This is a genomic window from Streptomyces sp. NPDC048523, assembly GCF_043199815.1.
In the GTDB taxonomy this organism is placed as follows: domain Bacteria; phylum Actinomycetota; class Actinomycetes; order Streptomycetales; family Streptomycetaceae; genus Streptomyces.
This window is the reverse complement of record NZ_JBICWQ010000001.1, coordinates 462,601-487,957: the sequence shown is the minus strand read 5'-3', so window position 1 is coordinate 487,957 and position 25,357 is coordinate 462,601. Positions and strand designations below refer to the sequence as shown.

Sequence of the window (25,357 nt, the reverse complement as noted above, 5' to 3'; positions counted from 1 at the left end):
GGTGAGGGGTGGACGAGGACGATGGCCCACGGCGAAAGCGCCCTGCTCGTCGGAGGCGACCGACGCACACCGCCGGTCGCCTCCGAGGTGTCCCTGCGGGCGCGCGGCAACCGGCTGATCGCGGCGGTGGCCGCCGCCTTCACCCTGGCCCAACTCGCCCTGGTGCGGCCCGGGATGGGCCTCGGCTGGGACGAGACCGTGTACGTCAGCCAGGTCGGCGCCCAGGCCCCGGCCGCCTTCTTCAGCGCCCCGCGCGCCCGCGGCGTCTCCCTCCTGGTGGCTCCGATCGCGAGCTGGTCGACCTCGACGGAACTCCTGCGCGTCTATCTCGCCGTACTGTCCGGCCTCGGCCTCTACCTGGCGCTGCGCGCCTGGCGCGGCATCTTCCCGGCCCGCGTCCTCGCGGTCGGCGGCGCCCTGTTCGCCTCCCTGTGGATCACCTTGTTCTACGGCCCCCAGGCCATGCCCAACTACTGGGTCGCCGTCGGCGGACTGGGCGCGGTCGGCTGCTTCCTGCGGGCCCGCGAGCACCCGAGGGCCCTGTGGGGAGTCGCGGCGGGTGCCTGTCTCATGGCGTGGATGCGGCCCACCGACGCGGTGTGGGTCACCCTCCCGCTGCTCGTCACCGCCGCCGTCGGCCGCCGCCCGCGGGCCGCCCTCGCCCTCGTGGCCGGACTGGTGGCGGGCGGTGCGCAGTGGGTGATCGAGGCGTACGTCAGCTACGGCGGTCTGGCCGAGCGCCTGCACGAGGGCTCCCGTATCCAGGGCGGGCTCGGCCCGCAGTTCGCCGTCGACGACCAACTGCGCAGCCTGGGCGGCCGGGCGCTGTGCCGCCCCTGCACCGGGCCGCTGCCCGACCCCGTCGTCATGGCCTGGTGGGCCGTGCTGCCGCTGCTGGCCGTCCTCGGACTGGTGGTCGCGGTCCGGGCCGGGCGCACGCGCGTCACCCTCGTCACGCTGGCCTGCGCCACGACGGCCGCCGTGCCCTACCTCTTCCTGATCGGGTACGCGGCCCCGCGCTTCCTGCTGCCCGCCTACGCCCTGGTGGCGATCCCGGTCGCCGACGCCCTGTTCCACCTCGCGACCACTCCGGCCGGCCGGTGGCGTCCGGTGGCGGCAATCCTCCTCGCGATCGGTCTCGCGGGCCACCTGGCGGTGCAGTATGCCGTGCTGGAGCGCACGGTCGACCGCACCACGGGCCACCACCGCGACTGGGCCGACACCGCGGCCGAGCTCAACCGCCTCGGGGTGCGCCCGCCCTGTCTGCTCACCGGCCACCTGTCGGTCCCCGTCGCGTTCTACGCCGGGTGCACCTCGGCGGCGGCGCTCGGCCCCAACACCAACAGCACCGAGTCCCGGATCGTCGGGGCTTCCCGCCGTATGCCCGTCGCCGTCCTCACCCGGCACGGTGGCGCGCCGCCCGCCTTCGCCCGCGACTGGCGCACCGTGACCGCCGCCGGGATGGACATCCACGTGGCGCCGAAAGTGAGCGCGCACGGGCCGGGCGCGACGCCCTGACAGGGGACTTTCCCCAGTCGTGGAAAAGACCTGCCACGGGCTTTACTGCACATGACTTGCAGGTACCGGAGGATGGCACAAGGCTGCTGAGTGCGGCCGTGCCCACCGAAGAGGATCCTCCGCCCGATGACGGCCGCCCCTGACTCCGCTCCGCCCCTCCTCCCCGCCACCGTCCCCGCGAGGGGCTCGGTATGGCACCGCGTCCGTGGCTCCATGACGCGGCAGGAGTGGGTCAGGGCGGGCGGCATGGCCGCGGTGGTGGTGGCGCTGCACGTCGTCGGCTGGTTCACCCTCGTCGCGATCGTCGCCCCGCACCACTACGGCGTCGGCGAGAAGTCCTTCGGCATCGGCATCGGGGTGACCGCCTACACGCTCGGGATGCGGCACGCCTTCGACGCCGACCACATCGCGGCGATCGACAACACCACCCGCAAGCTGATGGGGGAGGGGCAGCGGCCGCTGTCGGTGGGCTTCTGGTTCTCGCTCGGCCACTCCAGCGTCGTCTTCGTCCTGGCGCTGCTGCTCTCGCTCGGGGTGAAGGCCGTCGCGGGACCGGTGCGCGACGACGACTCCCGCCTCCACGACGTGACCGCGCTGATCGGTACGACCGTCTCGGGCGCGTTCCTCTATCTGATCGCCGCGGTCAACCTCGTCGTCCTGGCGGGCATCTGGAAGGTGTTCCGGCGGATGCGCTCCGGCCGCTACGACGATGCCGCGCTGGAGGAGCGGCTGAACAACCGCGGCTTCATGAACCGCCTGCTCGGCCGGGTCACGCGGTCGATCACCGAGCCGTGGCAGATGTACCCCCTCGGCCTGCTCTTCGGCCTCGGCTTCGACACGGCGACGGAGATCGCGCTGCTGGTCCTGGCCGGGTCGGGCGCGGCCTCCGGACTGCCCTGGTACGCGATCCTCACCCTGCCGGTCCTCTTCGCGGCCGGCATGTCCCTCCTGGACACGATCGACGGCTCCTTCATGAACTTCGCCTACGGCTGGGCGTTCTCGAAGCCGGTCCGCAAGGTCTACTACAACCTCACGATCACCGGCCTGTCGGTCGCGGTGGCCCTTCTCATCGGCACGGTCGAACTCCTGGGCCTGCTGGCCGACGGACTCGACCTGCACGGCCCCTTCTGGACCTGGATCAGCGGCCTCGACCTCAACCTCCTCGGCTTCGTCATCGTCGGCCTGTTCATCGCCACGTGGATCGTCGCCCTGGTGGTGTGGAAGGTCGGCCGGATAGAGGAGAAGTGGACGGCGGGACTGGCGGGGGAGCGGGCCGGCGGCTGACCCTGCCGGCCACGCTCAGGCCCGTACCTTGAACTCCTTGCGCCACTTGGTGAACTGCTGTTCCGGATCGCCGGTGTACGACCACGGAGCGCGGGTGCCCCGGCGGTCCAGCATGCGCAGGAGCGGGACGGCGACCTCCGGGAGGCCCGCGTGGCAGGCCGCGTGGGCCAGGTAGTTGAGGTCGCGCAGCTCGCCGGGTGCCACCGTCTGGTCGGTGCGGCCAACGATCCAGCGCTGGAAGGTGCGCCGCACGTCACTGATGGCGCCGTCGTTCTTCCAGTGCTGTCCGAGCCCCACTGACGTGCGTCTGTCCTCGGCGGCGTCCGTCGCGGTCCGGTACTCCTCGACCCGCGCGTACTGCACCAGCACCGGCAGCGCGGAACCCGGCGGTGCCACGCCGGCCGCGTCGCGGGCGAAGTCGTACATCAGGCCGTTCGACCCGTGCCAGCGGGCCGAGTAGTAGTGCAGCACCTGGAGGTGACCCTCGACGCTGTACGGGTCGCGCCCGTGCAACTCGTCCCACCAGCGCCCCAGTTCCTGGCGCCGCACCCCGGCCGGGTACAGCCTGGCCACCGAGATCAGGGAGATCCACGGCGTCGGGTCGTCCACGAACGCCTCCGCCGCCTGGAGACAGGTCATCACCGCGGCGTCCACGCGCCGCTGGTCGATCGGCACGCCCCGGCCCGCGGCGATGGCCAGGTTGAACGCCCTGGCCGTCTCGGTGGCCGCCCGCAGCACCAGCGCGTCCCCGCTGTACGGCTCTGCCGCGAGCCACGACTCGACCGTCGAACTGCCCGCGCAGGCCTGGGCGAGCACGCGCACCCGGTGGCCCCGGGAGAGCCAGTCCGGCCCGGTGGCACCCAGCAGTTCACGCAGACCCTGCCAGCGGCCGATGACAATGTCCTGACGGGCGCTGGTGAGCGGGAGGTCACCGCAGTCGGGATCGAACTCGGGGGCGAAACGGTCTCTCGCCATCGCACAACCCCTCAGAAGTCGGTGGGGAGACCCTCGTGGACGAGTGAGGGCCCGGACTCCGCGCCGTCGGGGACGTAGTCCGCCTCGACAGTACGGCTCGCGTCAAGCCGCGCGGGCCGGTAGTAGTCGCTGCCCCGCCGCCAGTACCAGAACATCGGGACCAGCCCCACGGCCAGCCCGCCGATGCCGATCGTGATCGCGGCGGTGTTCAGCTCGCTCAGCGACTCGACGAAGATCCAGAACATGAACAGGGCGCCCAGCAGCGGCCACAGTCCGCCGAGCAGGAAGTCGGTCGGGGACTTCAGCAGCATCTTGCGGTACGCGACGACGACCGCGAGGCCGCTGAGGCCGTAGTAGACGGCGATCTGCAGACCGATCGCCGAGATCGCGTCCAAGAGGATGTCGCCCACCGAGCCCAGCGCGTTGGAGGCGATGAACATCAGCAGTGCCACGCCGCCGACCACCACGATCGCCACCCACGGGGTGTTCCAGCGGCGGTGCACTTTGCCCAGCGCGGACGGCATCGTACGGTCCCGGCCCATCGCGAACAGCGAGCGCGTGACCTGGATCAGCGTGGTCTCCAGGGTGGCGATGGTCGACAGCATCACCGCGACGATCAGCAGCTTGCCGCCCCAGCCCGGCCAGATCTCCTCGCCCAGCACCGCAAGGACGTTGGCGTCGTTGTCCTCGATCTGCTTCGAGGTGAGGATGACGTTCACCGCGATGGTGAACACCTCGAAGAGGAGGAAGACGATGCCGACGCCGATGAGGCCCGCGAGCCCCGTCGTACGGCGGCTGTTGCGGGTCTCCTCGCTCAGGTTGCTGGTGACGTCCCAGCCCCAGTAGTAGAACGCGGCGATCAGAGCGCCCGACGCGAAGCCGGACATGCCGTCGAAGTGGCCGAAGCCCAGCCAGGACCACTCGAAGGCGCGCGCGTTGCCCGTGTGGAAGAGGGCGAGCACCGCGAACAGGGCCAGTATCGCGAGCTCCACACCGGACATGACGAGCTGGGCGCGCACGGTGAGCCGGGCACCGCCGAGCACCACGAGCAGCATCAGCACGAACCAGGCCGCGCCCACGACGGTCGACAGCGCGGTGTTGTCCGCGAGGTCCTGGTCGAAGAGGGCCAGCGTCATGGAACCGGCGGGCAGCGAGCCGGCCACCATGAAGATGGTCGCCGAGATCACCAGCGCCCAGCCGGAGACGAACCCCAGAAAGGGATGGAGCGTACGGCCCACCCAGGAGTAACTGGCCCCCGCGTTCACGTCGATCCGGCTGAGATAGCTGAACGCGAGCGCGATGCCCAGCATCGGTATCGCGCAGTACAGCAGCGCCGCCGGACTGGCCAGGCCCACCGAGCCGACCAGAACCGCGGTGGTCGCGGCGATCGAGTACGCCGGCGCGCTGCCCGCGACGGCCATCACCACGGTGTCGAAGGTACCGAGGGCATTGGCCTGCAGCCCTCTGCCCCTGCTGATGCTCATGGTTGCGCTGCTTTCCGTAGGGCACGACGCACGGGGGAGGGGACCGTACGGCGCAAGAGGGGGTGGGGGGTGGCTCCGCCCCGGACCGCGAGAGGGATGGCCTCGGGCAGGGGTCGGTGAAGAGAGGTACCAAGGGGGTGCGGGGGACCGTACGGTCGCTGCGTGGACGACCGGTCACTCCGCGTGTGCGAGTGATGATAGCCCTATTCCTTGACCCTTCAAGATTAACTGGGGGGTAACCTTCCGGCTGTGGAACGCCTTACTCCGGCAGTCTTTTGAGGTTGGGGAGCGCATACGGGGAAACGCGGATCAGGACACACACCGAACCGCACGCGACGCGCGAGGGAGGCAGCCCATGGGCACCGAACCGACACCTGCCGAGTCGATGGCCGACGACGCCTACCAGCCCACCGGAACCAACGAGGAGCAGGAGGACGCGTCCCCGCTCGACCTCCAGGACGCCGTCGACGAACGGACCTACGACGACGTCCTCGACGAGGGCTACTCGCCGCCGGAGAAGCCCCTCGGTGTCACCCGGCACGGCACCACCGCGGCCGAACAGCACGAGGGCGAGACCCTCGACGAACGCCTCGCCCAGGAGCTTCCCGAGGGTACCGAGCCCCTCGGCGACGAGATCGGCGACCTGCCCGGCGGCGAGGGCGAACCGGTCGACCCGCAGGCCGGCACCGACCGCGCCGGACGCCTCGTCGCCCCCGACGAGGGCGCCCACACCACGACCACGAAGGACGAGGTCGCCACGGACGTGGGCATCGACGCGGGCGCGGCCGGCGCGGAGGAGGCCGCGGTGCACGTGGTCGAGGACCCCGACCGACTCTGAGGCGGGTCAGTCCCCGATCCGGTCGATCTGACGGAGCTTGTTCGTGGCGTCCAGGGCCGCGACCTTGTAGGACTCGGCGAGGGTCGGGTAGTTGAAGACCGCGTCGACCAGGTAGTCGACCGTGCCGCCGCAGCCCATCACGGTCTGCCCGATGTGGATCAGTTCGGTGGCCCCGGTGCCGAAGCAGTGCACGCCCAGCAGGGTGCGGTCCTCCGGGGACACCAGCAGCTTCAGCATGCCGTGGGAGTCCCCGATGATCTGGCCGCGGGCGAGCTCGCGGTAACGGGAGATCCCGACCTCGAACGGCACGCTGTCCTCGGTGAGTTGGTCCTCGGTACGCCCGACGAAGCTGATCTCCGGGATGGTGTAGATGCCGATCGGCTGGAGACGGTGCATCTGCCCGACCGGCTCGCCGAAGGCGTGGTAGGCGGCCGCCCTGCCCTGTTCCATGGCGGTCGCCGCCAGCGCCGGGAAGCCGATCACGTCTCCGACGGCGTAGATGTGCGCCACCTCGGTGCGGTAGTGCTCGTCGACCGTGATCCGGCCGCGCCGGTCGGCACTCAACCCGGCCTTGTCCAGGTCGAGTTCATCGGTCAGACCCTGCCGGCCGGCTGAGTACATCACCGCGTCGGCCGGAATCTTCTTGCCGCTCTCCAGAATGGTCAGCGTGCCGCGCGGGTGGCGTTCGACCGCGGCGACGGTCTCCCCGAACCGGAACGTCACGGCGAGGTCGCGCAGGTGGTACTTCAGCGCCTCGATGACCTCGACGTCGCAGATGTCGAGCATCCCGGCCCGCTTCTCGACGACCGTCACCTTGCTGCCGAGCGCGGCGAACATGGAGGCGTACTCCATGCCGATGACCCCGGCGCCGACGATGACCATGGAGCGCGGGACGCGTTCGAGGGCGAGGACGTTGTCGGAGTCCATGATCGTGCGGCCGTCGAACTCGACGCTGTCCGGCCGCGCCGGGCGGGTGCCGGTGGCGATGACGATGTGCTCCGCGCTGAGCAGCCGTTCGTGACCGGTGACCTCGCGCAGGGCGACGGTGTGCGGGTCCACGAAACGGCCGGTTCCGGCGTGGAGGGCGATGTGGTTGCGGGAGAGCTGACTGCGGATCACGTCGACCTCGCGGCCCACCACGTGCTGGGTGCGCGCGGTCAGGTCGGAGACGGTGATGTCCTCTTTGAGCCGGTAGCTCTGGCCGTAGAGGTCGCGCTGGGTGAGGCCGGTCAGGTACAGCACCGCCTCGCGCAGGGTCTTGGAGGGGATGGTGCCGGTGTGGATGGAGACCCCGCCGACCATGTCGGGGCGGTCGACGACGGCGACCCGGCGGCCCAGCTTGGCCGCGGCGATGGCGGCCTTCTGGCCACCCGGACCGGATCCGATGACAAGCATGTCGAAGTCGGGCACCCTCGGGAGTCTGGCAGCCGCGGGGTCTGTTTCGATAGGGCGAGGACGACGGGTAAGTCCTCGATCAGGGCAGCAGTTTGTCGAGCGCCGCCGGACCCTCCGCCTCCAGCTTGCGCCGGGCCCACTCGAGACTGTGCGGGGTGATGTCCTTGCCCGAGGCAAGGATGAGGTCCTCCGGCGAGACTTCGGTGCCGGTACGGGCGTGGAGCAGGTCGTCCGGGGTGGTGCGGTCCTCGGACGGCCCGGATACGTCGGGCTGTGACGTCGGCATGATCTGTGCTCCTCGGATCCGGAGTCGCTGTGCGGTCCCGGTGCTGCGCAACGGGTCCGATATCACCATTCAACGCCCGGGCCGACCCTGCATCCCGAAGCGCCCGGAGCGGACCCCGGTCCGGTGGCCTCGGCGCCGGTGCGCCCGGGATGCCCGGATGATCGGAAAGGCATGTAATGGGAGTATTGCTCCCCCGGGTTCGGCAGGGAAGACGATGCCATGTCCCGTACGCGAAACAGCCCCAAGGGCGCCCTGCGCAGACTGGGCGAGTGGTGCGCCCGGCACTTCGTGATCGTCCTGGTGGCCTGGCTCGTGGCCCTGGTCGCCCTGCAGACCCTCAACCGGTCCTTCGGCGGGGACTACTCCGACAACTTCTCCCTGCCCGGCGTCCAGTCCCAGGAGGGCCAGGACGTCCTGAAGAAGCACGACCCGGCGGCCGGGGGGTACGGCAGCCAGATCGTTCTCCACGACGGTGACAAGGCGCTCACCTCGCTCGGCTCGCAGGTCTCCACGACCGTTACCGATCTCCAGAAGCTGCCGCACGTCCTGTCGGTGCAGAACCCGCTGTCCGTGCCCGCCTCGAAGGTCGGACCGCTGTCGTCGGACGCGAAGACGGCCTACATCACCGTCCGCTTCGACGTGCAGCCCTCGACCCTGGACGACGGCTACCTCCACGGTGTCGACAACGCCGTACAGCCCCTGCGGGCGGCCGGCGTCGACGTGGAGTACGGCGGCCAGCTCGGCGAACTCGCGCGCCCCGAGGCGGACGACCGGGTGAGCGAGCTGATCGGATTCGCCGTCGCGATCGTCGTCCTGCTGGTCGGCTTCGGCAGTGTGATCGCCGCCGGAATCCCCCTGGTGACCGCCTTGATCAGTGTGATCGGGGGGCTCGCCTGCCTCGGCCTGCTGGCCGCGGCGTTCACCTTCGCGACCGTTTCGCCCACCCTGGCCACGATGATCGGCCTGGGCGTCGGCATCGACTACGCGCTCTTCCAGCTCACCCGACACCGGCAGAGCCTGATGGACGGGAAGGATCCGGTGCACGCGGCCGGCGGGGCCACCGCCACCAGCGGACGGGCCGTCCTGGTCTCCGGCTGCACGGTGATCATCGCCCTGGCGGGGCTGTCCGTGTCCGGGGTCTCGTTCATCGCGAAACTCGGGCTCGCCGCCGCCGTCACGGTCGTCTCCGCCGTCCTGGGCGCCCTGACCCTGGTCCCGGCCCTGCTGGGACTGATCGGCACCCGGATCGACCGCTACCGGGTGCGCCGTCCGGTCGCCGAGACGAACGCCGCCGAGGGCGAGACGGCACAGGGGACGTGGCACCGCTATGCTCAGCGGGTCGAACGGCGGCCGTGGCGTTACCTGGCCGCCGGTGTGACGGCCGTCGTCGTCCTGGCCATCCCCGTCTTCTCCCTCCAGCTGGGCCACATCGGCGACGGCGCCGACCCCACCTCCTTCACCGACCGGCGCGCCTACGACCGGATGACCGACGCCTTCGGCCCCGGCTCCAACGGCCCCCTCACCGTCGTCATCGACCAGACCTCCGTACCGTCCTCCCAGCGCTCGGCCCTGTCCTCCCAGGCGCAGAAGACGCTCGGCGGCGTGTCCGGCGCGGCCACGGTCACCCAGCTGACCCCCACCAAGGACGGGGACGTCCTGCTCGCCACCGTCGACTCCAAGCAGTCCCCGCAGAGTGCCTCCACCACCGACCTCACCAACCGCCTGGTCGACACCACCCTGCCCGCCGCGGTCTCCGGCACCGAAGCCGAGGGGTACGTCACCGGCACGACCGCCGCCCAGGTCGACTTCCGCGACATCGTCTCCAGCCGGCTGCCGCTGATCATCGGCGTGGTCGTCGCCCTCGCCTTCCTCATCATCCTCGCGGTCTTCCGCGGGCTGCTCGTCGCCCTGAAGGCCGCCGTCCTCAACGTCCTGTCGATCGCCGCCTCCTACGGCGTCGTCGTCGCCGTCTTCCAGTGGGGCTGGGGCGGCCCCGCGCTCGGCGTCTCCGGCAAGGTGCCCATCGAGAGCTATGTGCCGATGATGATGTTCGCGATCATCTTCGGGCTGAGCATGGACTACGAGATCTTCCTGCTCTCCCGGGTGCACGAGGCCTGGCTGCGCACCGGGGACGCCAAGGCCTCCGTGGCCCACGCCCTGGAGATCACCGCCCGGGTCATCACCTGCGCGGCCCTGATCATGGTGAGCGTCTTCGCGGCCTTCATCATCAGCGACAACATCGTCGTCAAGATGCTCGGACTGGGCCTCGCGGTGAGCGTGCTGATCGACGCGACCGTCGTACGGCTGCTCATGGTCCCCGCCGTCATGACCCTGCTGGGCCGCCACGCCTGGTGGGCACCCCACTGGCTCGACCGGATGCTCCCGCACATCGACGCCGAGGGGGAGCAGGAGGTGGACGGGGCGGTCAGCGGGACTCGGGGGAAGCGGGCGCGAGAACGAGCATCGTGACGTCGTCCTGCAGGGCGGGGGCGTAGCGGACGAGGTCGGCCCAGACCCGCTCGACGAGATCCTGGGGCTCGTCCGCGAGCCCGGTGATCCGGTCGAGCAGCGGGTAGAACACCCCGGCGGCGTTCCGTGCCTCCCACACCCCGTCCGAGGCCAGGAAGAGCCGGTCGCCGGGGTGCAGCGCGACCGTGACCCCGGTCGGCGGCGAGGCGTCGGACACGCCCAGGCCGAGCGGGGTGCCCACCGGCACGTCAAGTTCCACGGCCCGCCCGTCGCGCAACAGGACCGGGCCGGGCTGCCCGCACGCCACGATCCGTACGGCCGCAGCGCCGGCGCCGAACTCCAGCACCACCGCCGTCGCGAACAGCTCCGAGTGCCGTACGGCCGCGGAGTCCACCACCAGCCTGCGGTCCAGCCGCGCGGCCACCGACTCGGGATCCGGCCGGTCCAGCACCGCCTCCCGGAAGGCCCCCAGCAGCGAGGCGACGGTCGAGACGGCCGACAGTCCGTGCCCCTGCACATCGCCCATCACCGCCCGCACCCCGCAGGGCCCCTCCCGTACGTCGAAGAAGTCACCCCCGACCAGGGTCCCGCGCTGCGCGGCCCGGTACAGCCCCGCACACCGCACGCCTCCCACCCGCTCGGGCAGCGGCGGCACGACGGCCCGCTGCGCTGCCTCCGCGACCGCGCGCTCGGTCACCAGCTGGGCGTCACGCCGGCTGCGGACGTACGACACGACCACACTGAGCGCCGCGACGAAGCCCACGGTCAGCACATCCGTGCTGCCCGGATCATTGAGCTGGAACGCCGGCACGTTCAGCACGACCAGGACCAGCGCCCCGAGCACCGCGGTGGCCAGCGGCGGGTACGACAGCACGGCCATCGGAGGGATGGCGCCCAGCAGGAACCCGATGTCGAGCGGATGGGGGCTCACGAGGGTCGCCACGCACACCCCCGCCAGCAGCGCGGCGGGCAGTGCCCGCACCCAGCCCGGCGGCGGCGCGCCCCGCAGCCAGCTCCGCCGGTCCCGGTCGCGCAGTCCGCTCACACCACCACGCTGCTACGACCCGCCGGTCCCCGCACCCCGAACCGTCTCTAGAACGGGGTGAGTGTCAGCCGGATCCCGGTCGGCGCCGTGTCCTGGACGTAGGAGGCGAAGTCGGCCACGTCGTCGAAGGCGAAGCCGTACGCCTTGCCGTCCGCCGTGGCCGCGTGCACGGCCTTGGCGTAGTGGTTGGTGAGCGCGGTCCGGTAGAAGGTGGCGGGGTCGGTGGTCGGCTGCGCGGCGGAACTCACCAGCGTCGACCGGTTGAACCCGGCACCGAGCACCGCCGCGACCGGCCCGGTCGTGCCGTCGTTGGGAGCGGCGAGCGCGCCGTCGCAGAAGAGCACGTCCCGTGTCGAGGGCCGGGCGAAGGAGACCTGCGCGGGCCCGGTGAACACGAGCCGGTCGCCGCGCACCCGCCCGGTGAAGGCACCCGCGTTCGTGGTGACGGTCAGGTCCCTGCCGGTGTAGGTGCTCCACACCTCGTCGATGTACGGCGCGAAGTAGCCCGCCGGGAACAGGCCGGCGTCCAGACCGTGACCGGGCGCGATGATCCGCGTGTCGTCCACGACGAGCGGCGCGAACTCCTGGACCTGGCGCACGGCGGCGAAGGCAGCGGCCCGCCCGGAGGCGCGCAGGGTGCCTGTCGTCTGGTCCCGCGCCCCGGTCAGCCGGATGCTCAGCGGCACGCTGAACATGTCCACCATGGTGGTGTTGCAGAACATGCCGGCCGAGTTGTACGTGAACTCGGCACAGTCGTGCAGGACCCGGTAATTGGGGTCCGAGGTCACCCAGCCGGCCGGGTACTGGAGGGCGGGGTTGCCGTTGCCGTCGGTGACGACCTTGAACTTCAGCTTCGCGCCCAGGGACACGTAGATCCGGCCGGACAGGTAGGGGAGCGACAGCTCGGTCTCGCCGCTGCCGGCCAGGGTTATCGCGTAGTCGGTATAACCGTCGGCGCCATTGTCGGAGAGGGCGACCGGAGCGAGCGTGCCGTCCGGGGTGACACGGACCTGCCTGCCGTCCTGGTTGCCCACGATGTAGACGTGGACGTTGGCGTTGTCGAAGGCGCCGGTGTTGTTGACGACGGTCAGCGGCAGGGCTCCGGCCGCCGAGGTGCCGTTGCTCTCGGCGAGGGCGTGAGGGGCCAGTGCGGCGACGGCGGGTGCGGCCGCCATCGCCCCGCCGAGGGCGAAGAGGACCTTGCGGCGCCCGAGGTGGCGCTGGTGACGAGGTGTCATGTGGGGGGTCTCCTCGGAGAATTGAGAGCGCTCTCACGATGTGGACGAGGGTCGATGGTACGAACCAAAGGCTCGGCGGTATACAGAGCGGACGGCGTTTAATCCGGCCTTAAGGACCGTTTAAGCGGCGGCCGGGGGCCGGACGCGCGCCGCGAAAAACGATGGACGCCGCTCACGAAGATCCCGTAGCGTGAACGGCCACGCCCCGAACCAGCGGAAGGAGGCGAGTGCCGTGCAGTTCCCCACCCCTCAGCGCTCCCTCTCCGTCGCCCCGGCGTGCCTCGCCTGACCGGGAGCGCTCCCCGCAGTACGCATCCCGGAGGAATCCAGCCATGACCGATCTGGTCATCCGTGCGCTCGACGAGCGCACAGCCCCTGTCTTCGACACCCTTCCCGACCCTCTCGGCGCCGGCGAGTCCCATCGGCTCACCCGGCACCGCCCCGACTGGAAGCGCGTCGCCCTGCGCGACGGCAAGGTCGTGGCACGCGGCGCCTGGTGGGGCGGCCCCGACGACACCGCCCCCGTCAACGTCAACTGGTTCGACGTGGCCGAAGGGGAGGAGGAGGCCGGCGCGGAACTCCTGCGCACCGCCCCCTGGCAGGTCGAGCTCGAGATGAACCTGCCCGCGGGGTGGCGTGAGGACCCCGGGCTGCGGGCCGCCGCCGAGACCCGCTTCTCCGCCGCGCACAAGGCCGGGTACGAGCTTCTGGTCGAGCGGTTCCTGTACCGGTGGACGCCGGAGCACGGGCTGCCCGAGCGGCCCGGACGCCTGGAGTTCCGGCCCGAACCGGACGACGCGGCCTTCTTCGACCTGCTGCGCCGCATCCACTCCGCCACCCTCGACGCGCACGCCCTCACCGCCATCGAGGAGGACGGACTCGACCGGGCCGCCCAGGAGGAACTCGACTTCTTCCACTGGTGCCCCTCGCCCCGCGAGTGGTGGCAGATCGCCCACACCCCGCAGGGCGACCTCGCCGGGATCCACATTCCGGCCCACAACCCGTCCGGACCCTGCGTCGCGTTCATCGGGGTCGTGCCGGAACAGCGCGGACACGGCTACGCCTACGACCTGCTCGCCGAGTGCACCCACTATCTGGTCGAGCGCGGCGCCGAGTTCGTCTCCGCCGCGACGGACCGGGGCAACTTCCCCATGGCCGCGAACTTCGCCAAGGCGGGCTATCCCGTCGTACGGGAACGCCTCAACTACCGGCCCGCGCAGACCGCCTGAGCGCTCGTCCGGCACCGGCAGCCGGCCCGGCTGTCGGGGCCGGCGGTGGCGACGAACCGGTCGGGGACACCTTGTCGCTGCACGCGCCGGGCTATCCCGTGCCCGAGTTCCTGCTGCACATGGAGGGCGACCGGGCCTGGTTCCGGAGAGCCGCCGGCCTACTCAGCCGGCACGCCCGTTCCGCCGTCCAGCAGGGTCTCCGCCTCGACGAGGATCTCGGTGACCCGCAGACCGAACGCGGCGTCGCACGGGTGGGCCCGGCCGGTTCGGGCGGCGGCGAGCAGTCCGTCGGCGGCCCGGAGCACGGCGGGCACCACACCCTCCGACGACTCCGGGAGCCGGACGACTCCGCCCGCGCCCCGCAGTTCGACGCCGGCTCCCGCGGCCGCCGGCGGAGCCGTGAGACTCAGCGTCAGGGTGCTCGACGCGCCGCTGGTGTGCCGGAGGACCAGATGGACGGTGTCCCCGGGACCGTGCGCGGTCGCCGCCACCTCACGCACCTCGCCCAGCACCGGCAGCAGCACCGACAGCGCGTGCGGCCCCACGTCCCACAGAGCGCCCTTCTCCTGCCGCCACGGTGAGTCGGCGAAGGGGCTGTCGTCGGTGAACACCGACCCCAGCCATTCCGCGCGCGCCGTGAACCAGCCCTCCACGCCCGCCTGTTCACCGATCCACGCCTCGGTCTCGGCCAGAAAGCGCGAGGTGAAGAACACCACCGAGGCGACCTGGGACTCCCGGACGGCGTCGACCACCTCCCGCCCCTGCTCGACCGTCGTCGCGAGAGGCTTGTCCAGCAGCAGATGGCACCCCGCCCGCGCGGCCCGCGCCGCGAGAGAGGCCTGCACGGCCGGCGGCAGGGCAACGGCGACGGCGTCCACGTCGGCGAGCAGCGCGTCGACGTCGTCGTAGGCGCGCGTGCCGTGCTCGTCGGCCAGTTCCTTGGCGGCCTCCGTGCGACGGCCCCACACTCCGGCGAAGTCCAGCTCCGGATGCGCGCTCAGCGCGGGAGCGTGAGCCATCCTGGCCCAGGGACCGGTACCGAGCAGTCCGATGCGCATACCGCCGCCTCTCTCGCCGTACTGCCGAACCTCACTACGACCGGACTGGACCAGCTGCCGGTCCAGGTGAGGGTTGCACACGGACACCGCGGACACGCAACCCCGTCTCGCCACCCGGTCGGCTCGGCGGCGGCAGGTTTCGGGATTCAGTACTGCCGTCGCTGAATGCGTTCTCATTCTTCTATTGGACCTACGGCGTGTGCGCGACCAGGCTGGTGAGGGCCCGGATCCGCGTGACAGGCGAAAGAGGACCAAGGCCATGCACACCCGCCGCATCGGTGATGTCGAAGTGAGCTCGATCGGACTGGGCGCCATGCCCATGTCCATCGAGGGACGGCCGGACGAGGAACGCTCCATCGCCACCATCCACGCCGCACTCGACGCGGGCGTGACCCTGATCGACACCGCCGACGCCTACCACCGGGACGCCGACGAGGTCGGCCACAACGAGACCCTGATCGCCAAGGCCCTCGCCTCCCACGACCGGGGCGGTGACGTCCTCGTGGCCACGAAGGGCGGGCATCTGCGTCCCGGGGACGGCAGTTGGACGCTCGACGGCAGCCCCCGGCACCTCAAGGAGGCCTGCGAGGCCTCGCTGAGCCGGCTGGGTGTGGAGGCGATCGGGCTCTACCAGTTCCACCGCCCCGACCCCCGCGTCCCCTACGAGGAGTCCGTCGGCGCGGTGCGCGACCTCCTCGACGAGGGCAAGATCCTCCGGGCGGGGATCTCCAACGCGAACCCCGACCAGATCCGGCTGGCCAACGAGATCCTCGGCGGCCGACTGGTCTCCGTGCAGAACCAGTTCTCCCCGGCCTTCCGCTCCAGCGAACCGGAACTGCGCCTGTGCGACGAGCTCGGCATCGCCTTCCTGCCCTGGAGCCCCCTGGGCGGCATCTCCCGGGCCGGTGGACTGGGTTCGGCCCACGCTCCGTTCGCGCGGATCGCCGAGAAGTACGGGGTGAGCCCGCAGCAGGTCTGCCTGGCCTGGATGCTCGCCAAGTCACCGGTGGTCGTGCCGATCCCGGGCGCGAGCCGCCCCGAGACGATCCGCGACTCCTTCGCCGCGGCCGGTCTCGTGCTCGACGCGGACGAACTCACGGAACTGGACGCGGCCTGACCCCTCGTTCACCCCCCTGTGGACTGGCACCGGCGATCGCGGTGTCCCTAGGATGGACTCCCTGTCCTGCCGGGCCAGTTGGCGGCACAAGCTGGGGGAATCATGAGCACCGGTAAGAACCTGTCCACGTCGATCGACGCCTCGGTACCCACCGCCGCGCGCATGTACGACCACTACCTCGGCGGCAAGGACAACTACGCGGCGGACCGGGCCGCCTGCGAGCAGCTCGACAAGGTCGTCCCGAGCACCCGCAGGCTTGCGGTGAACAACCGGCGCTTCCTCCAGCGGGTGGTGCGCACCCTCTCGGCCGAGTACGGCATCCGCCAGTACCTCGACCACGGCTCGGGCCTGCCCACCCAGGACAACGTCCACCAGGTCGCGCAGCGCATCGACCCCACCACGCACGTGGTCTACGTCGACAACGACCCGATGGTCCTGGTCCACGGCCGGGCGCTGCTGCAGCAGGACGAGCGGACCACCGTCATCCACGCCGACATGCGGGAGACCGACGCGATCTTCGCCCACGAGGACACCCAGCGGCTGATCGACTTCTCGCAGCCGGTGGCCGTGCTGTTCAACTCGGTCATGCACTGCATCCGGGACAGCGAGTCGGACGGGCCGGCCGCCGTGGCCCGACGGGTGCGCGAGCGGCTCGCGCCCGGCAGCTTCATGGTGATGTGCCAGCTCGTCAGCGAGGACCCCGAGGTCCGCGACTTCGTCACCGACTTCATGGACAAGGCGACCCAGGGCCACTGGGGCCGGGTCCGCCAGGAGAAGGACGTCGCCGAGTGGTTCGAGGGCCTGGAGATCCTCGAACCGGGTCTCGTGGAGGTCTCCACCTGGCGCCCCGACACCGACGTGGCCCCCCGCCAGCTCACCCACGAGTGGATCGAGTTCGGAGGCGTGGGCCGACTGAGCTGACCCGGCCACGAACGCCCCTGGCAGGACCGCGAGGGTCCCACGCCGGGGGCGTCCCTGAGCCGCCCGCTGGACTCCGGACGCCGGACCCTGGTGGGACGGCTTCTACGCGGACCGCGCCGAGCCGGTCCGTTCTTCGTGGCGAAGCCGGACGACGACCTGGTGTCGTACCTCGACCGTCGCGCCTGGTCGCCGTCGCCTTGGCCGTGGAGCGTACGCACGGCGGCCGACGTCCGCTTCGTGTGCGGTGATGCCTTCACCCTGTCGGGCGTCGCAGGCGCGAAGAGCCGGCCGAGACCCCCGCCTCGGTCAACTCAGGCGCCGTAGCGCTCGTCCCTCGTCTTGGTCAACAGCGCCAGCGAGGCCCGGGGTTCGAGCGCGTCGTCCGCCAGCCGGTCCAGGGCGAGCCGGTACTCCTCGGTCTCGTCCCGGTCCTCCAGGAAGTTGGCGCTCTTGATGTGCTCCAGGTAGACGACGTCCGGCAGATCGAGCCCGCCGAAGCGCAGATACGTGATCGGGATGGCGGGAGCGGAGGCGTTCGTCACGTCCAGGGGGATGACCTGCACCGTCACATTGGGGCGCTGGGCCATCGCGATGAGGTGGGTCAGCTGTTCCCGCATGATCTCCCGGCTGCCCAGTACCCGCAGCAGCACCGACTCGTCGATCACCGCCCACAGCTGCGGGGCGTCCTCGCGCAGCAGCAACTGCGCGCGCCGCATACGCAGTTCGACGCGGCGCGCCACCTCGTTCGACGCGGCGGCCGGCAGACCGCGCTCCACCACCGCACGGGTGTAGTCCGGGGTCTGCAGCAGGCCGGGGACGTACTGGATCTCGAAGGTACGGATGGCCGCGGCGGCTTCCTGGAGCCCGACCAGCCGGTCGAACCACTCGGGCATCAGCCGCTTGTCGTACCGCTGCCACCAGCCCGGGTCACCGGCGCGCTGGAGCAGCTTGAGGAGCACCGAGGACTCGTGGTCCCCGGTGCCGTACAGCTCGAGCAGGGCGCGGACGTCGCTTTCCGACGGGGGCCTGCGACCCTTGCCCGACTCGATACGGGACAGCTTGGCGGGACTGAACCCGAGGGCCCGCGCCGCCTGGTCCTGAGCGAGCCCGGCATCCTCGCGGAAACCCGCCAGCTGCACGCCGACCAGCATCTTCAGCAGCGTGGGAGCCGGCTCGGTCCGGTCCAGATACGGTTCCAGGCGGGAGATGCGGTGGGACGCGGCAGACATCCTGACTCCCAGTAAACCGGCACAGAGACGACTCACACTATCGCACGCAGCGTGGCCGCAGCGCACCATTCCGTAGATGCCGGTGGCGGCCCGGGAGTTCGGGCCGCCGTCGCCCCCAGGGGCCCCGGCACCTCACAGGAGGTGGTCGAACTCCCCGTCCTTCGCGCCGGCGAGGAACGCCGCGACCTCGGCCGGTGTGTAGACCAGCGCGGGGCCGTCGGGATCACGGGAGTTGCGCAGCGCGACGCCGCCGTCGACCAGTGAGGCCACTTCGACGCAGTTGCCCTCGGCGTTGCTGTGACGGCTCTTGACCCAGCGGGCGTCGAGCGAACTCGCCCGCACTCCGTTCTGCACTGGCACTGCAGTCTCCTTGCTGTTCACGATCTGTCCCGGGCGCCGTGCCCGGCCGTGCGGGGCGGGACAGGGGCGCGCAACCGCAACCCCCGTGGCCCCACCCAATCTTCGCGCAATTTCTCGTGCAATTGCACGCGGGCGCCTTCAGCGTGGATAATAGCTGCGGCGTCAACCCCCGCGGTTGCGCCCCGTCTTGACGTCGCATCAAGGAGATGCCGTGTCGTCACCTGCGAATCACGTGCTCCGGCCGCCGAGCCAGGCTGTGCCGGAGGTGGGTGATGCCGGCCCGGCCGGTGCGACCTCGGGGCGTCCCGGCCCCGCCCACCCGCAGCGGCGGCCACCGGTGCTCGGCCCCTTCGTCTCCGCCGCGCTGCTCATCCGGTGCAGTGCGGAGGGGTTCGCCCGGGCCCGGGCCTTCACCCGCGAGACGCTGGGCGGCTGGTCCCTGGACCACCGCAGCGACGACGCCACCCTCGTGATCACCGAACTCGCGGCCAACGCCGTGGCCCACGCGGTCCGCAGACCCGCGGCGGGCGGTGCTCCCGAGGTGTGGCTGGGGCTGTCCTTCGGTCCCGCCCATCTGATGGTGACCGTCTCCGACCCCGGTGACGAGCCGCCCGCGTACACGCCCGGCGACGCCACCGCCCTGCGGGAGCACGGCCGGGGCCTGTACATCGTCGACGCCCTGGCTCAGGAGTGGGGCTGGACCTCACGGCCCCCCGCCGGCAAGACCGTCTGGGCCAAGCTGTCGACCACCCCTCCTCCCTGACATGACCGCGGAAAGGTTTCACGCCATGCGCACCGCTCCGGACCAGCCGAGCAACGAGCGCACCAGCCGCCCCGTGCCCACGACCGGGGTGGCGCGGACCACGCCCCTCGCGGCGCTGAGCCGGGTGCCCTGGGGCGAGATCCAGGACTCAACCGGCTGCGCCGCGGCCATCCCCCTGCTCCTCAACGGCGTGGCCTGGGGGGATCCCGAGACCGCCGGCGCCGCACTCGGCGACCTGCGCAGGCGCATCTGCCAGTACGGCTTCGTCGTGGAGCAGGCCACCGCCGCCACCGTCCCCTTCCTCTGGGAGCTGGCCCAACTGCCCCAGGTGAGCTGCCGGGCGGAGATCATCCAGCTGCTCAGGAGCATCGCCGGCGCCCGCCAGTGGGAGAGCACGGCGGCCGTCTATCCCAAGCTGCTCAACCACCGCGAGAACCCGGTGGTGTGGGAGCGCCGGGCCCGCCAGGCCGTCCGAGCCAAGAGCGGCGTCATCGAGCGGCTGTTGGCCGACGACGACAGCGAGATCGCCCACGCCACCACGGAACTCGCCCGCACCCTGGACGAGTAGGAGTGCTCGCCGCCACCTGGTGTACTCCTTGCCGACGAGGGGGAGAAAGCGCTTGCCCTCGACTCGGCAACCGGAAGGACCACCGACGATGGCCTCGTCGCCGGCAAGACCGCTCGACCACCGCTACCGGGGCGAACACCCGCTCCGCACCCTCGGCTACCTGCTCCGCGCCGACCGCCGCCGACTGGCCGTGGCCGTCGCGGTGTTCACCGTCAAGCACAGCCCGATCTGGCTGCTGCCGCTGATCACCGCGTCCATCATCGACACCGTCGTCCAGCACCAACCGATCACCCGGCTCTGGACGAGCACCGGCGTCATCCTGTTCATCCTGCTGGTCAACTACCCCCTGCACCTTCTCTACGTCCGCCTCCTGTACGGCAGCGTCCGCCGCATGGGCACCACCCTGCGCTCCGCCCTGTGCACCCGCATGCAGCAGCTGTCCATCGGCTACCACTCCCGGGTCAGCGCCGGTGTGCTCCAGGCCAAGGTCGTGCGGGACGTCGAGACGGTCGAGCAGATGGTGCAGCAGACCGCGGAGACCGGCCTCGGCGCCACCACGGTGCTGATCGGCGGACTGGTCATCATCGCCGTACGGACACCGGAGTTCGTGCCCGTCTTCCTCGTCGTCGTGCCCGCCGCGGCCCTCGTCGTGGCCCGCCTCAGAGCCCGGCTGCGCACCCACAACGAGGACTTCCGCCATGAGGTGGAGACCCTCTCGTCCCGGGTCACGGAGATGACCCGCCTCATCCCGGTCACCCGCGCCCACGGCCTGGAGGGCAAGGCGCTGCGCCGTATCGACGGCACCCTCAGCCGCCTGCTGACCTCCGGGATGCGCCTCGACCTCGTCAACGGCCGCTTCGGCTCGCTGGCCTGGGTCGTGCTCAACGTGGTCGGCGTGCTGGTCCTCACCGGAGCCGCGCTGGTGTCGTACTACGGCGTCTGGGGCGTCACCGCCGGCGACGTCGTGATGCTCAGCGCGTTCCTGACCACGCTCACCAACTCCACGACAACGTTGGCGGGGCTCGCCCCGGTCATCACCAAGGGCCTTGAGTCCGTCCGTTCCGTCGGCGAGCTGCTCCAGGCGCCCGAACTGGAGGACAACGAGGGCAAGATCAAGGTCGACTCGGTGCGCGGGGCCGTCGAGTTCCAGGGCGTGGGTCACTCGTACGAGGCAGGGCGGCCCGCCGTACGGGACTTCACCCTCACCGTCACCCCCGGCGAGACCGTCGCACTGGTCGGCGCGTCCGGCGCGGGCAAGTCCACCGTCCTCAACCTCGTCATCGGCTTCATCCGGCCCACCTCGGGACGGCTGCTGTTCGACGGGACCGACATGAACAGCCTCGACCTGCGCACCTACCGGCGCTTCCTGTCGGTCGTCCCGCAGGAGTCCGTCCTGTTCGACGGCACGATCCGCGACAACGTCGCTTACGGCATGGACGACGCCGACGAGCAGTCGGTGCGGGCGGCGCTGCGCGACGCGAACGCGCTGGAGTTCGTCGACCGGCTGCCCCAGGGCCTGGACACCCTGGTGGGCGAGCGTGGGGCCCGGCTGTCGGGCGGGCAGCGCCAGCGCCTTGCCATCGCCCGCGCGCTGATCCGTGACCCGCGGGTGCTGGTCCTCGACGAGGCGACCTCGGCCCTGGACACCCGCTCCGAGGCGCTCGTCCAGCAGGCGCTCGCCCGGCTGCTGCGTGGACGGACGACCTTCGTGGTCGCACACCGGCTGTCGACCGTGCGGGGCGCCGACCGGATCGTGGTGATGGGGGAGGGCCGGATCCTGGAGACCGGCACCCACGAGGAACTCCTGCGCCGCGACGGGGCCTACACCGCGCTGCACGCCGGACAGGTCGCCTGAGGCGCGCCGGACCTCAGGCCACGCTGCTCCGCGGCACGCGGCGGGGGCACGTCGAGTCGTGGTCGGTGCCGCAGCTCGTCCACCAGCGTTCACAGCACGCGGTGTCGAGTTCGGCACGGACGATGTCGTCGGCGGCCTCCGCACCGGGCCCGTCAACCCTTGCGTGCATTTCGGCCAGAGTGTGTCGCTGGTCCTGGAGCACGCTCTCGCGCACGACCGCGATGACCGGGACCAGGCTCGCGGCGGCGAACAGACACACGGCCCATGGCGGGCCCTGGCGCAGCGTGAGGAACGCGGTCCAGGCGAGTCCGGTGGTCGTCGCGAGATAGAGGGCGCTGAGGAGACCTGCGGAGCGGTTCATGGGCGTATACCGTTCATGTGCGAGGGATGCCCCTTGTTCAACGGTTTGCGGCCCTTCGGGAAGCGGGTCCGCCCGCACGGTATTGCGCCAATCGCGTGCCGGGGAGCGGCGGACGGGATTGGGCCGGCGCAGAGGGGGCATACGCAGCGAAAAATTCGAGAGAGGGGCGCTTCGTGCTCGTACCGGACCCGAAGACCGTCAGAACCCTGCTGACCCGCTATGCGTCACTGAGGATCGCTCAGGCGGAGAGGGAGACTCCGGCGACGGTTCGTGAGCTGGCGGACGTCAGTTACACCCTGTGCGTGATGATGGGCACCACCGACGTGCGGGAAGCGGTCGCCAGGGCGGATGCGCTGCTGCCGGCCGCAGGGTGCGCGGACCCGGAGGGTGAGGGCAGCCTGCCGCTGGCGGGGTGAGACCACGCCGGGCCCGGCGGGCGGTCAGGAGCGCGCCGCCGCCGGGACGGCGTCCTTCGCGTGGAAGGCCGCGCGGTACGCCTGCGGGGTGGTGCCGACGACCCGGCGGAAGCGTTCCCGGAACGCCGTGGGGGAGCCGAACCCCGCCTGCCGCGCGATCCGTTCGACCGGGTGGCCGGTGTTCTCCAGCAGGTACTGGGCGCGCCGCACCCGGGCCCGCAGCAGCCACTGCAGGGGTGTGCTGCCCGTCTGCTCACGGAAGCGGCGGCTGAAGGTGCGCTCGCTCATTCCCGAACGGGCCGCCATCGCGCCGAGGGTGATCTCGTGGGCCAGGTTGTCCTCGATCCACTCCAGCAGCGGCTCCAGCGTCGAACCCCGGGGCACGGGCGGGTGGTCGTACACGATGAACTGGGCCTGGCCGCCCTCGCGTTCGAGCGGCATCACCGACATCCGGGCGGCGTGCGCGGCGACCGCCGAGCCGAGGTCCCGGCGGATCATGTGCAGACACATGTCGAGGGCCGCGGCCGCACCCGCGGAGGTCAGGAGCTGACCGTTGTCGACGTACAGCACGTCCGGCTGGACCTCGACGGCGGGGAAGCGGCGTGCCAGGTCGTCCGCGGCCACCCAGTGCGTGGTGGCGCGCAGCCCGTCGAGGAGTCCGGCCTCCGCCAGCACGAACGCGCCGACGCACACGGACGCGATCCGGGTGCCGGCGGCCGCGGCCTCCCGCAGCGCGGAAAGGACCCGCGGCGAGGGCGGTGCGGCGGTGGGGGAGCAGCCCGGCACGATGATCGTGTCCGCCTCGGCGAGGGCGTCCAGTCCGTGTTCGACCCGCAGGGTGAAACCGCCGTCCGCGCGGACCTCCGGTGACTCGGCGCACAGCCGGACCCGGTAGGCGGGACGGCCGTCGGGCAACCGCGTCCAGTCGAACACCTGCATGGGTGCCGCCATGTCGAAGGGCACCACATCGTCGAGAACCAGGATCGCCACGGAGTGCATGACGGCCACGATAGGCGGGTTCCCGCCACCGTCACGACCACGGGTGCGGGCAGAAGTGCTTGTCAGGCGCGTTGGCGGGAATCCGTTGGAAGCTGTCGTTTCAGCCTCTGTGTGATCATCCGGCGAGTTCCTAGGGTGGGCGGGCACCGACCGCACCGGAGAAGGACACGCCATCCCATGACCAAGTTCCTGCTGGCCCTGCACGTCCTCGTCGCCATCGTCGCCGTGGGGCCGGTCACCGTGGCGGCCAGCATGTTCCCGCCCGCGGCCCGCCGGGCCCACGCGGAGGAGGCCGGCGTCGGCACGGTACGGCTGCTGCACCGCATCTGCCGGGTCTACGCGGGCATCGGCGTCGCGGTCCCCGTCCTCGGTATCGCCACCGGGGCCGCGATGGGCGTGCTGGGCGACGCGTGGCTGACCACGTCCATGGCTCTGACGGCCGCGGCCGCCGGGGTCCTCGCCGCCTTCGTCCTGCCCCGGCAGGGCGAACTGCTCGAGGAGCTGACCGGACAGGGCAGCGTCGAACGCGGCGCCACCATTCAACTGGCCATGTTCACGGGCATCTTCAACCTTCTGTGGGCAACCGTGACCGTCCTGATGATCGTGCGTCCGGGGTCCACCACCGGCGCATGACCGCCCGCGGGCCGTCAAGCCCGACACCGGAATTCGTACGTCGGTGCGTTCGGGCGCCTAGACTCGGCAGTCGTGCCCACGCGCGTGGGCCCGCGAAAACGAAAGGCGCGTTGACGGGTGTTCCAGGATTCCCCCATCTACGACCGACTCGTCGCCGAGCGCGGCGACGTCCCCGCTCTGACCCGCAGGGAGGCCGAGCGCGTACGCAGGGAACTGGAGTACGTCATGCGGCCGCTGCAGTCCTTCATGCCTCCACCCGTCCCCGACCGCCCGGCCTCACCCGGTCAGGGATGGGTGCCGGCCCTGCCGCCCGCCGCCCCGCGGCCCTACTGACCCGGCCTCAGGACACCGCGGAGTTCGCACCGTTGGCGCGGGAGCGCGGGTCCGGACCGGGCCGGGCCAGCCACTCGGCGATGCCGCGTGCGATCGGCTGGCCCGTCTCCACCTCGATGAAGCCGAACTGCCCGGACTGGTTGCACTCCAGGAACCACCAGGTCCCGTCCCCGTCCTCGGCGAAGTCGAAGGCCCCGTAGGCGAGTTCGGCCGCCAAGAGATAGTCCCGGACGGCCGCGGCCACGCGCGGCGGGACTTCCGTGGGCTGCCAGGAGGACGTGGACGGGGCGAAACGGACATCCACCTCGTCGTCCGCCCCGGTGACCTTCCGGGCGGCCAGCATCGTCTCGCCCACGACGGTCAGGCGGACGTCGGCCCGTTTGGCCACCCGCCGCTGCAGCAGGGTCGGGCCGTATGCGACGGCCGCGAAGTCGGCGTCGGGTGCGACCCGGCTGGTCGGCACCGCCCGTGGCGGATCCTGTGGGTGCGCGCCGGAGACCGGCTTGACCACCAGATCGGGATAGCGCTCGGCGAACTCGCGGGCGGCCTGCGGGAACGTCGTCACGATCGTGGCCGGGACGGGCAGCCCGCAGCGCTGGGCGAGCCGTAGCTGCCAGGGCTTGTGACGGGCCCGGCGGGCCGCGTCGGGGTGGTTCATCCAGCGGGCCTCGCTGCCCCGGAGCATGCCGTACAGCGCCTGAGCGGACTCCTCGGTCAGCCAGTCGGAGGGCGCGGCCGCCCGCGCCGCGGGGGTGCCGGGACGGCGGACCCAGATCGAACGCAGCCCGGAGATGCCCACGAGGCGGCCGCCGACCGACAGGTGGCCGCGGAAGCTGCCGTGGACGTACTCCCCGGACAGTGCGACACCGTCGGTCAGGTCGGCCGGGTCGAGCCGGACCACCGGTACCCCCGTGGCGTTGAGGTGCACGACGACCATGTCGGCCGTCACGTCCTCTTCGCAGGTAAGAATCAACACGGTCATC

The 25,357-nt window shown here is 71.3% G+C and carries 25 protein-coding genes; 13 read left to right on the top strand and 12 right to left on the bottom strand.

The window, feature by feature from the left end; genetic code table 11:
* The first annotated feature begins 21 nt into the window (after positions 1 to 21).
* Together ACGFWE_RS02275 and ACGFWE_RS02270 are read left to right on the top strand one after the other, a co-directional pair.
* Positions 22 to 1,518 carry a hypothetical protein gene (locus ACGFWE_RS02275; RefSeq protein ID WP_393597240.1) on the top strand — a complete coding sequence of 499 codons (1,497 nt, stop codon included), beginning with the start codon at positions 22 to 24 and terminating at the stop codon, positions 1,516 to 1,518.
* Between the two features lie 126 nt (positions 1,519 to 1,644).
* Positions 1,645 to 2,802, top strand: a complete 1,158-nt coding sequence (locus ACGFWE_RS02270) for a HoxN/HupN/NixA family nickel/cobalt transporter (protein WP_352385017.1) — start codon at positions 1,645 to 1,647, stop codon at positions 2,800 to 2,802.
* Between the two features lie 15 nt (positions 2,803 to 2,817).
* Here ACGFWE_RS02270 and ACGFWE_RS02265 read toward each other — a convergent pair whose 3' ends face one another.
* Positions 2,818 to 3,777: a hypothetical protein gene (locus ACGFWE_RS02265; RefSeq protein WP_352385019.1), complete on the bottom strand. Its 960-nt coding sequence runs from the start codon at positions 3,775 to 3,777 to the stop codon at positions 2,818 to 2,820.
* Between the two features lie 11 nt (positions 3,778 to 3,788).
* Positions 3,789 to 5,261 carry an APC family permease gene (locus ACGFWE_RS02260; protein ID WP_352385020.1) on the bottom strand — a complete coding sequence of 491 codons (1,473 nt, stop codon included), beginning with the start codon at positions 5,259 to 5,261 and terminating at the stop codon, positions 3,789 to 3,791.
* A gap of 355 nt (positions 5,262 to 5,616) precedes the next feature.
* On the opposite strand from ACGFWE_RS02260, the gene ACGFWE_RS02255 reads away from it, so the two are divergent.
* Complete coding sequence (locus ACGFWE_RS02255; RefSeq protein WP_352385022.1) at positions 5,617 to 6,099, top strand: DUF5709 domain-containing protein; 483 nt, start codon at positions 5,617 to 5,619, stop codon at positions 6,097 to 6,099.
* Positions 6,100 to 6,105: 6 nt separating this feature from the next.
* Here ACGFWE_RS02255 and sthA read toward each other — a convergent pair whose 3' ends face one another.
* Both sthA and ACGFWE_RS02245 read right to left on the bottom strand, forming a co-directional pair.
* The gene (gene sthA / locus ACGFWE_RS02250; RefSeq protein WP_393597237.1) at positions 6,106 to 7,509 is read right to left on the bottom strand and encodes a Si-specific NAD(P)(+) transhydrogenase; all 1,404 of its coding nucleotides are present in this window, start codon (positions 7,507 to 7,509) and stop codon (positions 6,106 to 6,108) included.
* 64 nt (positions 7,510 to 7,573) lie between these two features.
* A complete protein-coding gene (locus tag ACGFWE_RS02245) occupies positions 7,574 to 7,780 on the bottom strand; it encodes a hypothetical protein (RefSeq protein WP_352385026.1) in 207 nt (68 codons plus the stop codon).
* Between the two features lie 219 nt (positions 7,781 to 7,999).
* Between ACGFWE_RS02245 and ACGFWE_RS02240 the strand changes: the two genes are divergently transcribed.
* Positions 8,000 to 10,249 carry an MMPL family transporter gene (locus ACGFWE_RS02240; RefSeq protein WP_393597235.1) on the top strand — a complete coding sequence of 750 codons (2,250 nt, stop codon included), beginning with the start codon at positions 8,000 to 8,002 and terminating at the stop codon, positions 10,247 to 10,249.
* On the opposite strand, the gene ACGFWE_RS02235 is transcribed toward ACGFWE_RS02240, so the two are convergent.
* Positions 10,206 to 11,285, bottom strand: coding sequence for a PP2C family protein-serine/threonine phosphatase (locus ACGFWE_RS02235; protein WP_352385784.1), 1,080 nt, complete (start codon positions 11,283 to 11,285; stop codon positions 10,206 to 10,208). The two genes, ACGFWE_RS02240 and ACGFWE_RS02235, sit on opposite strands and share 44 nt — an antisense overlap.
* 56 nt (positions 11,286 to 11,341) lie before the next feature.
* Complete coding sequence (locus ACGFWE_RS02230) at positions 11,342 to 12,532, bottom strand: glycoside hydrolase family 64 protein (protein WP_393597233.1); 1,191 nt, start codon at positions 12,530 to 12,532, stop codon at positions 11,342 to 11,344.
* 332 nt (positions 12,533 to 12,864) lie between these two features.
* Between ACGFWE_RS02230 and ACGFWE_RS02225 the strand changes: the two genes are divergently transcribed.
* Positions 12,865 to 13,761, top strand: a complete 897-nt coding sequence (locus ACGFWE_RS02225) for a GNAT family N-acetyltransferase (RefSeq protein WP_393597231.1) — start codon at positions 12,865 to 12,867, stop codon at positions 13,759 to 13,761.
* 158 nt (positions 13,762 to 13,919) lie between these two features.
* On the opposite strand, the gene ACGFWE_RS02220 is transcribed toward ACGFWE_RS02225, so the two are convergent.
* On the bottom strand, positions 13,920 to 14,819 hold the full coding sequence (locus tag ACGFWE_RS02220) for a Gfo/Idh/MocA family protein (RefSeq protein ID WP_393597229.1): 900 nt from the start codon (positions 14,817 to 14,819) through the stop codon (positions 13,920 to 13,922).
* Between the two features lie 259 nt (positions 14,820 to 15,078).
* Here ACGFWE_RS02220 and ACGFWE_RS02215 point away from each other — a divergent pair, with 259 nt between their 5' ends.
* Both ACGFWE_RS02215 and ACGFWE_RS02210 read left to right on the top strand, forming a co-directional pair.
* Entirely contained in the window at positions 15,079 to 15,936 is an 858-nt protein-coding gene (locus ACGFWE_RS02215) for an aldo/keto reductase (protein ID WP_393597227.1), read from the top strand.
* Between the two features lie 102 nt (positions 15,937 to 16,038).
* A complete protein-coding gene (locus ACGFWE_RS02210; RefSeq protein WP_352385038.1) occupies positions 16,039 to 16,857 on the top strand; it encodes an SAM-dependent methyltransferase in 819 nt (272 codons plus the stop codon).
* A 311-nt stretch (positions 16,858 to 17,168) separates the two neighbouring features.
* Here the strand turns inward: ACGFWE_RS02210 and ACGFWE_RS02205 are convergent, their stop codons facing one another.
* Positions 17,169 to 18,086: a helix-turn-helix domain-containing protein gene (locus ACGFWE_RS02205; RefSeq protein WP_393597225.1), complete on the bottom strand. Its 918-nt coding sequence runs from the start codon at positions 18,084 to 18,086 to the stop codon at positions 17,169 to 17,171.
* A 132-nt stretch (positions 18,087 to 18,218) separates the two neighbouring features.
* Positions 18,219 to 18,440 carry a DUF397 domain-containing protein gene (locus ACGFWE_RS02200; RefSeq protein WP_393598904.1) on the bottom strand — a complete coding sequence of 74 codons (222 nt, stop codon included), beginning with the start codon at positions 18,438 to 18,440 and terminating at the stop codon, positions 18,219 to 18,221.
* Between the two features lie 217 nt (positions 18,441 to 18,657).
* On the opposite strand from ACGFWE_RS02200, the gene ACGFWE_RS02195 reads away from it, so the two are divergent.
* The 3 genes from ACGFWE_RS02195 to ACGFWE_RS02185 all read left to right on the top strand — a co-directional run bounded on the left by ACGFWE_RS02195 (position 18,658) and on the right by ACGFWE_RS02185 (position 21,632).
* The gene (locus ACGFWE_RS02195; RefSeq protein WP_352385044.1) at positions 18,658 to 19,209 is read left to right on the top strand and encodes an ATP-binding protein; all 552 of its coding nucleotides are present in this window, start codon (positions 18,658 to 18,660) and stop codon (positions 19,207 to 19,209) included.
* Between the two features lie 25 nt (positions 19,210 to 19,234).
* A complete protein-coding gene (locus tag ACGFWE_RS02190; protein ID WP_393597223.1) occupies positions 19,235 to 19,777 on the top strand; it encodes a hypothetical protein in 543 nt (180 codons plus the stop codon).
* Positions 19,778 to 19,865: 88 nt separating this feature from the next.
* Positions 19,866 to 21,632: an ABC transporter ATP-binding protein gene (locus ACGFWE_RS02185; protein WP_393597221.1), complete on the top strand. Its 1,767-nt coding sequence runs from the start codon at positions 19,866 to 19,868 to the stop codon at positions 21,630 to 21,632.
* A gap of 13 nt (positions 21,633 to 21,645) precedes the next feature.
* On the opposite strand, the gene ACGFWE_RS02180 is transcribed toward ACGFWE_RS02185, so the two are convergent.
* Entirely contained in the window at positions 21,646 to 21,993 is a 348-nt protein-coding gene (locus ACGFWE_RS02180; RefSeq protein WP_352385050.1) for a hypothetical protein, read from the bottom strand.
* Positions 21,994 to 22,166: 173 nt separating this feature from the next.
* Between ACGFWE_RS02180 and ACGFWE_RS02175 the strand changes: the two genes are divergently transcribed.
* Complete coding sequence (locus ACGFWE_RS02175) at positions 22,167 to 22,409, top strand: DUF5133 domain-containing protein (protein WP_352385051.1); 243 nt, start codon at positions 22,167 to 22,169, stop codon at positions 22,407 to 22,409.
* A gap of 24 nt (positions 22,410 to 22,433) precedes the next feature.
* Here ACGFWE_RS02175 and ACGFWE_RS02170 read toward each other — a convergent pair whose 3' ends face one another.
* On the bottom strand, positions 22,434 to 23,408 hold the full coding sequence (locus ACGFWE_RS02170; RefSeq protein WP_393597219.1) for a GlxA family transcriptional regulator: 975 nt from the start codon (positions 23,406 to 23,408) through the stop codon (positions 22,434 to 22,436).
* 177 nt (positions 23,409 to 23,585) lie between these two features.
* Between ACGFWE_RS02170 and ACGFWE_RS02165 the strand changes: the two genes are divergently transcribed.
* Entirely contained in the window at positions 23,586 to 24,041 is a 456-nt protein-coding gene (locus ACGFWE_RS02165) for a hypothetical protein (RefSeq protein ID WP_352385055.1), read from the top strand.
* A 117-nt stretch (positions 24,042 to 24,158) separates the two neighbouring features.
* Positions 24,159 to 24,374 (top strand): hypothetical protein, encoded by a 216-nt coding sequence (locus ACGFWE_RS02160; protein WP_352385057.1) that lies wholly within the window; start codon positions 24,159 to 24,161, stop codon positions 24,372 to 24,374.
* 7 nt (positions 24,375 to 24,381) lie between these two features.
* Here the strand turns inward: ACGFWE_RS02160 and tgmB are convergent, their stop codons facing one another.
* The gene (tgmB, locus tag ACGFWE_RS02155) at positions 24,382 to 25,356 is read right to left on the bottom strand and encodes an ATP-grasp ribosomal peptide maturase (protein ID WP_393597216.1); all 975 of its coding nucleotides are present in this window, start codon (positions 25,354 to 25,356) and stop codon (positions 24,382 to 24,384) included.
* Between the last annotated feature and the right edge of the window lies 1 nt (position 25,357).